This window comes from Herbaspirillum sp. alder98 (assembly GCF_020179755.1).
GTDB lineage: Bacteria > Pseudomonadota > Gammaproteobacteria > Burkholderiales > Burkholderiaceae_D > Herbaspirillum.
This window is the reverse complement of record NZ_JAIUCY010000005.1, coordinates 161,915-174,843: the sequence shown is the minus strand read 5'-3', so window position 1 is coordinate 174,843 and position 12,929 is coordinate 161,915. Positions and strand designations below refer to the sequence as shown.

Genomic DNA, 12,929 nt, shown 5'->3' with positions numbered 1-12,929 from the left:
TGCTCGAAATTTGTGTGATGTCTGTTGAGTTGCATTAATGCACTTTTTGCACATCAAAAAAATGCTTTGAAGCGACCAAAAGTTTTGCTAAAGTGCGTGCTTTGCTGAATTGGCAAGCGCAATTTGCCAGCCCGGCAACCGGATACAAGTGGGTGGTGCATAACAAACGGTATCGATACCGGGGAACTGAGGAGACGTGCATTCGATGAAGCTGTCTGAACGGCCGGGAATGCATCAAGGAGTTTTGAAGGCGCATCGCTGATGCGCCTTTTTTCTTTTCGGGCGCCGGATTGCTTAGAATAGCGGGCACTGGCCGACATGCCGCCGCCCACCCAATTCAAGATGCCCCAGCCCGCGTCCCCGCTCACCGCCCATTTTGCTGCCGTCATGCACACCCCGTTCGGGGGTATCGGCATTCGCACCAGCGCCGGCGTGCTCAGCGAGCTGGTCTACCTGCAACCGAGTTTCGCCGAGAAATCCGCCACCGATGCGCTGGCGGCCAGGACCGTCAAGCAGATAGCGCGTTACCTCGATGATCCGCAGTTTCGCTTCAGGCTGCCGCGGGCGGAAGTGGGCAGCGCGTTCCAGCAGCGGGTATGGCGCGCCATCGACGACATACCGGTGGGGCGGGTGCAGACCTATGGCGACATCGCGCGCCGCATCGGTTCGGCGCCGCGCGCGGTGGGCCAGGCGTGCGGGGCCAACTGGTTTGCCCTGCTGGTGCCGTGTCATCGGGTCACCGCCGCCGGTGGGCTGGGCGGGTTTTCGGCGCACGACGATGTCGAGCACTTCCACCTGGACGTCAAGCGCTGGCTGCTGCGTCACGAAGGCGTGCAGGGCTACTGAGGAAGCGATGGGACGCACCACACCTAGAATCGAAGCGCCGCCGGAGAGCCGCAACGCCATCGACGAATTCTGCGACACGCTGTGGCTAGAAGACGGCTTGTCGCGCAATTCACTGGACGCCTACCGGCGCGACATGACCCTGTATGCCCACTGGTTGCACCAGACCCATGGCAAGCCGCTGCTGGCGAGCTCGGCCGACGATCTCAATGCCTATTTCGCGGCCCGCCACGACGAAACCAAGCCCAGTTCATCCAATCGCCGGCTGGCGGTGCTCAAGCGCTTCTTTCAGCTGGCGCTGAGACAGAATCGCATCAGCGTCGATCCCTGCATCAAGATGCGCTCGGCGCGCCAGCCGCAGCGGCTGCCCAAGACGCTGTCCGAGGCGCAGGTGGTGGCCTTGCTGGGCGCGCCCGATGTGTCGACGCCGCTCGGCCTGCGCGACCGGACCATGATCGAATTGATGTATGCCAGCGGCCTGCGGGTGTCCGAGCTGGTGCTGCTCAAGAGCATCGAGGTCGGCATGAACGAAGGCGTGTTGCGGGTCACCGGCAAGGGCAACAAGACGCGCCTGGTGCCTTTTGGCGAAGAGGCCGGCGCATGGATTACGCGTTACCTGGCCGAAGCGCGGCCGCAGATCATGGCCGGGCAGGTCGACGACGCCCTGTTCGTGACTGCGCGCGGCGGTCCGATGACGCGCCAGATGTTCTGGACCCTGATCAAGAAGCATGCCTTGCTGGCGGGTATTTCGGGGCGCCTGTCGCCACATACCCTGCGGCATGCCTTTGCCACCCACCTGCTCAATCATGGCGCCGACTTGCGGGTGGTGCAGTTGCTGCTGGGGCATGCCGATATCTCGACCACGCAGATCTACACCCACGTGGCGCGTGAGCGCCTCAAGCAACTGCATGCGCAGCACCATCCGCGTGGCTAGGGCCTGTTCACATTGAATCTGCGAGTGCGAGAGGTCGGCAAGCGTTGTCTGGCTAGGCGTAGCGACGCGCCATAGTGGTGCTATGGCAAGGAGCTGCAACAACGGCAGGCGACGCTTGCCGGCCTCTCCCGAAGGGTTGCCCCCAGAGGGCGCGCTGGCCGCGTTGCACGGCAAAGCTGGTGGCGCCACCACCAGCCTTGCCGCGCGCCTTGCCAGCACGCCCTCTGGGGGCAACGCATCTCGCAGATTCAATGTGAACAGGCCCTAGTTCCCAATTCGGGGCACGAGCGCGCAAGGCCATGATCTTGCGGCATAATGTGCGCCCATGGCGGCGACTGTGCACCAGCGCAGCGCCGGGCGACACCACACATTCATGAGTTCCAGAAAAGAGCATATCTCCGAGACCCCGGCCACGCAGTTCCTGCGCAAGCAAGGGGTGAGCTTCAGCGAGCATCCGTATCACTATGAAGAGCATGGCGGCACTTCGGTGTCCTCGCGTGAACTGGGCGTGCCCGAGCACGCAATACGGGTTAGTTGAATAGTTATGGACATCCTTGAAAGCCGCGTTCCACATGAGCTTGAGCGAAAGTAGGTATGTCCATATTATTTTTCAAATTTCCATGATTTTTTCTAGATTTTGTCCATATCCAGTTCGGGGCAGTTACAAGAAAAATGAAAAATACCAATGGTCCTGAAACTCAGGCAACAAAGTACTTGAGGGATCATAAAGTCACCTATCAAGGCCATCTTTATATATACGAGGTTAACGGAGGCACCAAGGCATCCTCACTCGCGTTAGGGGTGAGCGAGCATATCGTAATTAAAACCTTGATCATGGAAGACGAATTCGAGCGCCCTATGATTGTTCTTATGCACGGGGACTATAAGGTTTCGACAAAAGAACTAGCTAGGCAAGTCGGCTGTAAAAAAGTTGAACCTTGTACCCCAGAAGTCGCGAACCGTCACACGGGATTTCTTGTTGGCGGAACGAGCCCGTTCGGCACAAAAAAGAAGATGCCTATTTATCTAGAGCGCAGCATTCTGGATTTGCCGCAGATTTACATAAATGGCGGCAGACGAGGTTTCTTGGTCAGCATTTCTCCAAGTGAATTGCTGAGAGTACTCGATATAAAGCTCGTGGACGTATCGAATTAGTGCGTATTTCGGTGCTCGTGGACACCCAGTTCGGTATGAATTGAACCCTCAAACGGGATTGGCTGGACAACACGATGGCTACCTGGACGGGCTACGCATTGGAGGTTTATTACTGGTCGGAAGGCTTTTAGCTCGTAGTCACAATGGCCGGTCGCTCACCATTCACAGCCACGGCTTGTGGAAATGTTCCGCAAAGTAATCAATGACCTCCGAAGCCTGCGTCCCTTGTCGGAAACGCCTCTGTTCTTCAAAGTCAATCGATGGCATCAGATAAATCAATTGGAGATCAGCATATAAAGCTAAGACAGAATCGGCGTCTAGTGCACCGACACGTTGTCCCGTGAGCGAATTTGCTGCTTCAATGGTCGCTCCAATAATTACATCCGCTAGCTGCACGGCCGGGCTACCTTTGGAGTCGACTTGGGTCACAGACTGCAGCTTGAGTGGGAAGGTGAAACTGGCAATCTCGGACTGACGAAATGTGACCGTATCTTCATGGTGGATGTAGCGCTGGAGCAAGTCGTGATAGGTGAGCAAATTCCTCGACTGATCATGTTCGACCCGATAGGGGCCGTCGGTCATGACCTCCATTCGGCTAATCAAGGACTGTAGTACTACTAAAGCTGCATCAGTGCTGACGCCGGGAGTAGCGATTGCCTGAAGGCATTCTGGGCATGCATACTTTGCTAACGGCCCTAGCGCTTCCGGCAGCTCTTGCCATCGCGTGGCACGGGCCGCTTGAACGAGATCAGTAAGTGCTGCCGGCGTCTTTTCCTTAACCGCACGCTGGAAGCTTGCCAGCATGTGTTCAAAGCTATCTTCGCCGAAGAGCGACGGCCCCACCTTGTGCAGCAGGGATGCCAATGAATAATTTTGTCCGTTCTGGTAGAAGTCGATGCCGCGCGCATAGTAGTACGGCTCAACTGCATAATCAACGAACATCAAGAGCAGCAGATAGCGCTTGTCGCAGACGTAGGTCACGCACTTGTATTGCGTAAGTACGTGCTCCAGCAGTGCCAGTAAGCGGGGATGATTGGACTGTCGGCGAGCAAGGCTCCGATACTTGAGCTCGACCGCTTGTGTCTTTGGGAAATACTCCTGAATCAGACGCAGCGCATCCTTGTCGTCGATAGCAATTGCGGTCGCACCCTGGAACCGCTGATCCGGATTCAGAAGATCGAAACCGGTGTAGCCACTTTCATCAATCCGGAAGCACTCCATTTAAAGCTTTCTAGACATGCTAAAGATTGCGGTTATATCAGACGGGCAATGACATTGTCAGCGACAGTCATGAGTGCCCCTTGAGAAGTATGTAATTGACGGTAGCATATGCTTTATTTCCGAACATGCTTATATCTCATCACCGTGACGACAGATAAAACTACGCATCCAACTATACTTTACGTCATTGGGAATGGTTTCGATCTTTGGCACGGCATACCTTCGAGCCTGCGGGATTTCAAAACGAACGTTCTTAATACGGATTCCGACATCCATCGTGACGTCGAAGAATATCTTCCTGCAGGAGAAGACTGGTGCGACCTGGAGTGTTCCCTAGCCGAACTCGATGCCGATATGCTTAGTAACAACCTCGGCCATTTCATGAGTGCCTATGGCGATGCAGACTGGAGTGACTCTGGACACCACGATTTCCAGTACGAAGTGGAACAAGTGGTTGAGCGACTCTCGGCGCGATTACGAAAGCTTTTCGGCACCTGGATTCGTTCGCTCCAGATTCCGACCGCGATTAGCGCAGTGCGTCGGCTGTCACTAGACCCGCAAGCGCAATATCTGACCTTCAACTATACAAGCACGTTACACAAGGTCTACGGCATCGCCCAGCGGCAGGTTTTGCATATCCACGGCTGTGCCGATGATCCCGATCAGAACCTAGTGCTGGGACATGCTTGGGCTCCTGAATCACGTCGTTCGCTGAACGACCGTGAGGACATAGAGGAATTGGATTCCCGCCTTGCTGAAGCCAATAACATTATTGATGATTACTTTTCGGCTACATTCAAACCTTCAAAGGAGCTAATTGCGCAGAACCGATTATTCTTTGACATGTTAACGAACACAGAGAGGGTCCTAGTATTGGGCCATTCCCTCTCAACGGTGGACGAAGTCTACTTTCGTGCGCTGCTGCGACAGCCAAGTGTTGCCGCTTCGCAGTGGGTGGTTGCTTGTCGGCGTATAGAAGAGTGGCCGGAGAAAGAAGCTCGTCTGATTGACATGGGTCTTCGCAGGGGGGGCGCCGTTCCGATATCCTGGGATGCTCTATAACACCGTCTGAAAAATTTGGGTTCTCTCGCGCTGATCGTCACCAAACCGTCTAGAGTTAGATAGACGTAAGCTGCCTCTTGCTTCCTACAATTAATCAGCGTCTGATCTTTAGAACCATGCCCATGATTACTGCCAAGAATAATTTAGCAAGTTTAATCGGTGATTGGGGCGGCTTTGAACGCCTAATTGCGCAGCTACACGAGACGGGAGACGTTAACGTTCAACACAATGTGACGCTCGTGGGGAAGTCTGGAGCACCACGGCAGATCGACGTGCTCGTGAGGCACCGAGAAGGTTTCTATGAGCATCTGATCGTTGTTGAATGCAAGTACAGAAATTCGCCAATCGAACGATTGCATGTTGATGCGCTGACCACGACGATCCGTGACGTAGGCGCGTCGCGAGGCGTTATCTTCTCTACGGAAGGGTTTCAGTCAGGCGCTATCACACAAGCTAAATTCGCGGACATCTCACTATTTAAGATTAGAGAGCTGACCGACCGGGAGTGGGGGTTGCCGGGAAGAAGGTTCGACATGTGGATGCATTTTATTTCTCTGGGCATTGGCAATCTCAAATTCGCCCGAGGGTACTCACTTGGCTCTCTTCCCGCATCCGATACCCAATTGCAGTTGCACTTGGGAACACCTGAGCAGTCCAGTAGAACGAGGATTCTGGTCAACGGCAAGACCGAAACCACGCTTGAGAACTTGCTTGAAAAGGTGGCGCGAAAATCTGCGCAGGCTATGTATCAGGCCGATCGTTATGACTTTGATGGTCAGGATGAGGGAGTCATTCGACGCGTAGGGCGTGTGAAGTATCATCCCAAAACTCATATGGAGCTCCTCGATTCCAAAGCGCCATTGTTCTTGCCAGGATTTGATTTTGATCTGGGCATTCATCTGGAGCAGTCGCGACTTCAGCTTGATCGTTCGGAGTCTTACACATTCGCATTAGCGGTTGAGGACTGTATTCAGGAGACGGTTTTTACCGCCTCTCGGGGAACAGAAGAATCGCAAACGACACTTAAACCGTCCGTCCGCGCCCTGGTAAACGAAAAAGATGTTTATAAGAACGGCTCATTGGCCACGTTATGGCTTTCAGGGTGGAAGCAGTTCTCGGAATTTGAGGGAATCCAGCCAGATCCTGTCGGCGCATCAGTAGAGGTTCAGCTAAAGCTCTCAGATGAATTAATTTCAGCTTCGAGAGACACCAAGTAGCTGCCACTTAAGCCGCGCATTACGAAATAAAAAATGAGGTCTGCGCTGTCGTACAAATTTGGATAGAGCAGCCAGATAGGCAAGGATGCTTACCTGTCGAAAGGATTTCCGAGATGATTTTTCATTACACCAACTAACAACGACGCCAGGAATATATGAGACCGAAATGTACAACAGCCTCAGATGCCGCGAATTCATTGGAGGATCTTCCGTTGGCATTGGTCGGTGAGGAGGATGATGGAGCCGCAGCGAAAAGCCATTTGGCTGCTGGTAGATGGATTACCTATCGTGACCCAGCGCATTCTCATTCGCTGGTGAGGGAATGGCCCGACGGCCGGATAGAGCTTATCCATGCTGATTTAGATGGCAATGTAAGGGTCCTTCAATCGATATAGCTGCTTAGTAAATGAGTGAGTTCTATGTTGACGTGATACTGCGTGCCGATAATTGCATTCGATCTACGCTTTAGTCACTAAAGCCTTTAGTGACTAAAGCTAATGTACCTAGTGAAAAAGCCAACACATAGATCAGGGCGGTATAGTTTGCTTCATTCGCAAAAAATGTCCTTCATCAACTGCTTCCATTAATGCCAACACATCCTTTATTACGTAGGGGGCTTCGGACAGCGCGGATGAATCATCGTGACCTTCGGCAATTTGCTCTGCATGAGAATGAGTATCTAGGAATCGTATAATTCTGGTTTTTTTCGCATCATCATAGCTAACAGCTTCCAATCTCGTATGCAGTGAGCTTTCGTCGGGGACCTTAAAGACAAGAAACGACTCGAGAAGGCGCCGTACGAGATTTGGCAATTCATAGTAGTCATGCAATGGAGCATTCTCGGGAATCAGATTCGCGGTCATCACTCGCTTAAATAGGTAGTGGTACTCCGATTCATAGTCTTTTATGAATGCGTCCATAGGCTCAATTGTTGAACAACGATGCCCATTTTCGTACGCAGCTTTGAGCATAAAGAACTGCGCGCTTCCCTTAGTTTGCCTACTTTTATTCATGTGGCTAAACCAATTCCTAGTCTGGCGGAGAAACGTGAAGTTGTGCGTTAAAACGAATAATTGACCTACGTTAGCTAGCCTACGTTTCATAAAACCAAAGGCGTTGTAAATCGCGTTCGTATCTAGGCTTGAAATGGGATCGTCAATTACGACGATGCCGTTTTTCAAGTCAAAAGATCTATCCTGCAGCGATTTTAGGAAATACAGAAAAGCGATAGCGGTACATTCTCCTTCGCTGAGGTTTGTCGCCGCTCCGTCATGACGGATTAGGCGATAACCAGTTTCTTCAATCTCGACTCGAACTTCCCGATGACCAAGATACGCGAATAATTCATTGTTTAATTCGTCTGCTGGTTGTCGATGGTCCTGAATAACCGCCTCCAGATCCATCTTCTGCTTCTCTAAGTCTTGAAGGCTTTTTTGCGCGCTTTCCTTAGCCTCCGAGAGACTATCGACCTGACCCTGTTTCTCGATCCAGCCTGGTAGCGCAGCTGTGAGCTCGTGTTGATGCAAGCGGATTCGTGCCGAATTTACTTGCTGACTGAAGGATGTTGTTTTCTCGTTATGCCGTTCGATAGCGTTCTTTGCACGTTCAAAAGCTGCTTTGCCCATAAACTCGCTTAGAAGAGCGGCTCCCCCTACAAATGCTTCCGATAGCAGCCGCCAACCTGATTGCAAGTTATTGGGGACACCATCTCCGCCGAGCAAAATATCTGAAAGTTCAAGGCGCTCGAAAATTCGTTCCTTCTTACGACTTACCGCTGTGGAAAGCGCAAGGATGGCATTTTTGAGATTAGTCCGGTGAAGTCCGAAATCTGAAATTGCCCTTTCATATTCCGTACGAATTTCAGGGTAGAGGTATGCGCTATCTGGAAAATCAGTTGCGCTCACCTCGCCGGCTAGGTTCTCGAGCCTGACCGACATTACTTCTAGCGCTTGGGAAAACTGTTTGAATTCATCGTTGAAGTGCTTCTGCAAATCCTGAATTCTTTGACTGGAGATTGGCTGTGTACAAAATTTGCAGCGTCTCTCTGGATCGTGAGCATGTAAGGACAAGCCGGTTTCAACCCAGAAAGACAAATCGGGATTTGATACAAGTTCGTCAATAACAGTCGATAGAACGGTTTTGTGTAGTGCTTCTTTGACTTGAGAATGGGCGGTTGCAATATTGGGAACGAAGAAACTAGGCAGCTCGACCAGCTCCATCGGCTTGCCATCTTTCATCACGAGCAGATTTTTTCGCTCATCCTCCTCTAGAGGAGGCAATGGGCTCTTACTAAATGCCGTGATCTCGGTCTTAAAGTCCGCCGCGTTATAGTTATTAAACTCTCCTCCAGACGCAATGAGCAGATTTTTAATGGCTCGCGCTGTTTTAACCGCAAAATCTTCAAGCTCTTTCTTGGCGCGAGCTTCCTCTCGAATCGAGCTTTTAGTCTGCTCCTGAAGGGCCGGAAGCGCCTGCTTGACGAGATCCAGCTGACGCTGCTTTTCAGCACTTTCCTCACCAAAAACATAAACCGGAGGAAGTTTTGAAGATGGATCGCCAGCTAATTCGAATATGCTTCTGGCTACAGTATCTCGATTGAACACTCGGACTTGAGGTATCGGCGCAGTCGTCAAATTTTCCCCCAAAACAGTCTGACCGTTGAAGACAAATTCAACATCCCCTTCGTGTACGGTTGAGCGAAGTTGAAGCGCATTAAAGAGTCCTGATAGCGTTGTTTTTCCCGTCCCATTCCATCCATAAATGAGATTAAATCGCGCGAAATCTGCGAGAGAATTTGCCCATGAAAAATTTTTGAAAATACGGTGCTTATGTATTTTTCCAAGACGCTCAAGTTTCATTGTTCCCCCATTGTTCTTGTGTTGATTGGTTTAGCCTTAGTCGAAATACACTTTGAAGAAAACTATTGGATCACTCACGCTCGCTGGTACGGAAGAGATTATCTTCCAGGGCTTGACACTCGATAGTTGCTTGGAAAATTTCATAAAATTCTCACGATTTATATGAGGAGATCCGAGCTAGTACTTTCCAATTTGTTTTCTCGTTACAAAACAGTTTTGCAGCAGCACATAGTCTTTAGTCACAAAAGAAAATTCCGGAGCAGAGGTGTCTTTAGTTACTAAAGTGAATAGTATTCGGACTATGTTAGCGAGACCAATTGGAAGAGTAATCCAAAATTCGTAGCAGACAATTCGATCCATTGAATAATAAATTGACATCAATGACTGACCAGCCACGCAAAGAGAAAATCAGGGAAGTTGTCTGGGAGAACTTCCAACAGTGGATACGGAACGGAATAATTTTCCTCATTCTTCTTCTAGGGCTCTTACTTGCGACACCCATAGCCCTACCAGTAGAAATGATTCTGTTGCGTCGATGGGGACTAAAAAACAGGGATCGATTGCGATCGAAATATGGCCGATATCTTGATGCTCTCAATCGAATTACTTCAGAAAGATATGGAAGCCCAGGCGCGTCGATAAAGATCTTGATCTTTTCAATGTGCATCCTGGCGTCAACAGGGTATTTGATACTACATCTAACTCAGGGAACGATAGAAAATTTCTTTATTCACTCAGTGGTGCAAATAGCTATTACCGGTGTCATTGGGGCATCTGTAATAGGCTTAGCTTGGGTCATTCTTCCGCTAGACAAGTTGTTCTCAAGTACCTATGTGAAAGTACTGGTTCCAGTTCTTATATCGATATGTATCTGGCTAGGAAAGCTGTCCGCTATAGAAATACTAGGCACATACTTTCCGTTTCCCCCGTCCTATATATCGAACACATACGCGATCGCAACTCTGCTTTGCGCCGTGGTGTCTTCGTCTCTAGTTTTCGCTGTCTTAACCATTATTTTTGAAGTGGTGATGCTGCTTTTTTTATGGAGCCAGGACAAAGGGAAGAAGCTCATTCCTCATCTCATTCTGGTCGCGGGTTGTATGGCAGGCTTCTTCGGTGCAAATCTGGTTACCACAGCGGTATTCGAAGGTATGAGTGCCAAAGGCAGGTTATTTATGCTTCAAATTGCGGAGAAGTATGACTTCACAAAGAATCACATGTGTCAGGCAAACGATTCTGAAAGCGTTTTGTTTATTGAAAACATAGCTGATCGCGCGATCGCCGTCCGATTCCCGACCGTGACAGAGACCATAAATAGACGTATTACATCTGATGATCTCGCGTTCTATGCGCCCCAGGGATTTCACACCATACGATGCAATCCGGTTAGCCAATCAGACGACCATCCAAGATGGTGCTCTTCTCCGGATCGCTTTGGTTTCTGCGATGAAGTCCACGGTACTAAATAAGAAGATTCTTAAATGCCGAAAATGAGCCTCCCGTCTTATTTCTGCATCCGAAGTGGATCATTTGACGGAGCATAATCGTTGTCCTCGCTCAAATGAGAAGCGCGCGACGTTGATGGCAGACTCTTGATTTGACCTGGCAAGAGTTTGCCATTACAGTGATGACATTGCCCTTGAGGCCTTAGTTTTACCTGTGCCCTACGTGGCCTCGAAAAAAAGCCCAGCTCTTGCTGGGCTTTTTTAGTTTTAAGCCAAGAATCATTTCGTTCTATGGTGTCTGCGCAATTGAATATACAAGGCAGGAGGCACATGAGCCACCCAGTTGCTTGATCGAGAGGGTGGTGTCGAAGGCGGCTGGGTAGGTTGATCGTGTACCCGGTCAATAGAGTGCCGAGCATTTGCATAGCTCGCTCTATCACTAGGCCAGCCGCTACAATGCTCTGACCGAGGTAGAGTAGGTTTAATTTCCCCTCCAATAGACGCATCTGGATGAATTAAAAAATCTTATATCCATAAAAATTGGGCACGTCTTCTTTAGAGTTCGAACACGTTCTCGGGGCCGAACCATTTTTTCGCAGTTGAGATGGTGGCCACTGAAGGATTGCGGAAATATACCGCCAGAATATTGGACCGGCCAGCCTTCAGTAGACACTCACAAGTCATTTAGCGCGTAGCGCTTCTCGAACTCTACAGGTGACAAGTCGCCAGCGGAGCCATGCCGACGAATCGGGTTGTAGAACATTTCAATGTAATCGAATACGTCTGTTGTCGCGGTAGCTCTGTTCGGGTAAATACGCCGCTTGATTCGCTCCTTCTTCAAGGCGCTGAAGAAGCTTTCTGCAACGGCGTTATCGTGGCAGTTACCGCGACGGCTCATACTCGGCACCATATGGTGGGCCTTCAGGAATGACTGCCAGTGATCACTAGTGAACTGGCTTCCCTGATCGGAATGTACCATTACGCCGGGTCCTGGTTTACGTTTCCAGACTGCCGCTAACAATGCTTGCAACACCAGATCGCAGGTCATCGTAGAACGCGTTGCCCAGCCGACGATTTGACGCGAATAAAGATCCATCACCGCCGCCAAATACAACCATCCTTCATAGGTTCGGATATAGGTGATGTCGGTAACCCATACCTTGTTGGGCGCATCAGGGGAAAACTCGCGATTCAGGACGTTGGCCACCACGCCGACAGGTCCGCCGCGATAGCGAGGCTTGCTTCCGTACCCGACCTCTGCACGCAGGCCGTCTCCTCTCATTAGTCGATGCACGCGGTGACGGCTGCAGGTTTCGCCCGACTCGCGCAAATCTACGGTGATCTTGCGATACCCATACACACCGCCGCTGGCCAACCTCAGGTCTATCGAACTTTATCTTCCAGGCGTACAGGCTATGGGGCGTGATGCCTAATCGTTGCGCCACATCTGCAACTGAATATCGCCGGGCAACCATTGGGCTTGGTCGTTGGTTTGTCGACGGACGATGTATTTTTTAACTGGCGGCGCGAAGCCTGGAATGCCTGGATAATCACAAGCATTTTCTCTTTAGTTGTTTTGGTAGGCGCTTATCTAACTTATCGGGCCAATCATAGATTGGCTCAATTGAGTACGACCGATGGCTTGACTGGGCTCCCGAATCGCAGAGAGTACGTCAATATCGGAGAGCTCGAATGGCAACGCGCCATGCGGAATAAAGAATGGTTTGCCGTGGCAATGGTCGATATCGATCATTTCAAAGCATATAACGACCACTATGGGCATCAGGCTGGTGACCAATGTCTCTGTGCTGTTGCGCAGACCCTCGCAGCCGGGTTGCGTAATGGTAGCGATTTCATAGCTCGTTATGGAGGCGAGGAATTCATTGTCATTCTACCCGGACAAGACGCTCTGCACGCATACGATGTGCTCGATCGATTGCGCCGCGAAGTTGAAGCATTGGCGTTGCCTCATGCAGCGAATAAAGGCTCGTCGATCGTCACGTTTAGCGCGGGTGTAGCAGCCGTCGTTCCAAAGCATGGCTCGACGCTGGCCGCATGCGTGGAAGTAGCCGATCAACATCTATATGAAGCTAAGCGCAAGGGACGGAACCAAATTTATGGCGCCTGATTTAGATTCCAAGCAGACTTTTAACGCGCTAGCCGTAGCATATTTTTATTGCTTCTAAGTTTAGTC

At 50.7% G+C, this 12,929-nt stretch carries 11 protein-coding genes and 2 pseudogenes; 8 read left to right on the top strand and 5 right to left on the bottom strand.

Going from position 1 to position 12,929, the window contains the following annotated elements:
• Positions 1 to 53: 53 nt before the first annotated feature.
• Complete coding sequence (locus LBW87_RS13575) at positions 54 to 389, bottom strand: hypothetical protein (RefSeq protein ID WP_225202024.1); 336 nt, start codon at positions 387 to 389, stop codon at positions 54 to 56.
• Between LBW87_RS13575 and LBW87_RS13570 the strand changes: the two genes are divergently transcribed.
• From LBW87_RS13570 to LBW87_RS13555, 4 genes are all read left to right on the top strand, one after another.
• Positions 388 to 846 carry a methylated-DNA--[protein]-cysteine S-methyltransferase gene (locus LBW87_RS13570; RefSeq protein WP_225202023.1) on the top strand — a complete coding sequence of 153 codons (459 nt, stop codon included), beginning with the start codon at positions 388 to 390 and terminating at the stop codon, positions 844 to 846. The genes LBW87_RS13575 and LBW87_RS13570 overlap by 2 nt on opposite strands.
• 7 nt (positions 847 to 853) lie before the next feature.
• Positions 854 to 1,777 (top strand): site-specific tyrosine recombinase XerD, encoded by a 924-nt coding sequence (gene xerD / locus LBW87_RS13565; RefSeq protein ID WP_225202022.1) that lies wholly within the window; start codon positions 854 to 856, stop codon positions 1,775 to 1,777.
• Between the two features lie 373 nt (positions 1,778 to 2,150).
• Entirely contained in the window at positions 2,151 to 2,315 is a 165-nt protein-coding gene (locus LBW87_RS13560) for a hypothetical protein (protein ID WP_413927648.1), read from the top strand.
• Between the two features lie 134 nt (positions 2,316 to 2,449).
• Positions 2,450 to 2,932, top strand: a complete 483-nt coding sequence (locus LBW87_RS13555) for an aminoacyl-tRNA deacylase (protein WP_225202021.1) — start codon at positions 2,450 to 2,452, stop codon at positions 2,930 to 2,932.
• 162 nt (positions 2,933 to 3,094) lie between these two features.
• Here LBW87_RS13555 and LBW87_RS13550 read toward each other — a convergent pair whose 3' ends face one another.
• A complete protein-coding gene (locus LBW87_RS13550) occupies positions 3,095 to 4,153 on the bottom strand; it encodes a DUF3800 domain-containing protein (protein WP_225202020.1) in 1,059 nt (352 codons plus the stop codon).
• A 108-nt stretch (positions 4,154 to 4,261) separates the two neighbouring features.
• On the opposite strand from LBW87_RS13550, the gene LBW87_RS13545 reads away from it, so the two are divergent.
• Positions 4,262 to 5,215, top strand: coding sequence for a bacteriophage abortive infection AbiH family protein (locus LBW87_RS13545; protein WP_225202019.1), 954 nt, complete (start codon positions 4,262 to 4,264; stop codon positions 5,213 to 5,215).
• A gap of 122 nt (positions 5,216 to 5,337) precedes the next feature.
• Complete coding sequence (locus LBW87_RS13540; RefSeq protein WP_225202018.1) at positions 5,338 to 6,432, top strand: restriction endonuclease; 1,095 nt, start codon at positions 5,338 to 5,340, stop codon at positions 6,430 to 6,432.
• A gap of 527 nt (positions 6,433 to 6,959) precedes the next feature.
• Here LBW87_RS13540 and LBW87_RS13535 read toward each other — a convergent pair.
• A complete protein-coding gene (locus LBW87_RS13535) occupies positions 6,960 to 9,290 on the bottom strand; it encodes an AAA family ATPase (protein WP_225202017.1) in 2,331 nt (776 codons plus the stop codon).
• Between the two features lie 380 nt (positions 9,291 to 9,670).
• On the opposite strand from LBW87_RS13535, the gene LBW87_RS13530 reads away from it, so the two are divergent.
• Entirely contained in the window at positions 9,671 to 10,759 is a 1,089-nt protein-coding gene (locus tag LBW87_RS13530; protein ID WP_225202016.1) for a hypothetical protein, read from the top strand.
• A 649-nt stretch (positions 10,760 to 11,408) separates the two neighbouring features.
• Here LBW87_RS13530 and LBW87_RS13525 read toward each other — a convergent pair.
• Both LBW87_RS13525 and LBW87_RS24060 read right to left on the bottom strand, forming a co-directional pair.
• Positions 11,409 to 12,110, bottom strand: a pseudogene (locus tag LBW87_RS13525) (IS3 family transposase); the annotation flags it as partial.
• A gap of 22 nt (positions 12,111 to 12,132) precedes the next feature.
• Positions 12,133 to 12,210: pseudogene (locus LBW87_RS24060) on the bottom strand (transposase); the annotation flags it as partial.
• Here LBW87_RS24060 and LBW87_RS13520 point away from each other — a divergent pair.
• The gene (locus LBW87_RS13520; protein ID WP_413927647.1) at positions 12,210 to 12,863 is read left to right on the top strand and encodes a GGDEF domain-containing protein; all 654 of its coding nucleotides are present in this window, start codon (positions 12,210 to 12,212) and stop codon (positions 12,861 to 12,863) included. The pseudogene LBW87_RS24060 and the gene LBW87_RS13520 overlap by 1 nt on opposite strands.
• The last annotated feature ends 66 nt before the right edge of the window (positions 12,864 to 12,929 follow it).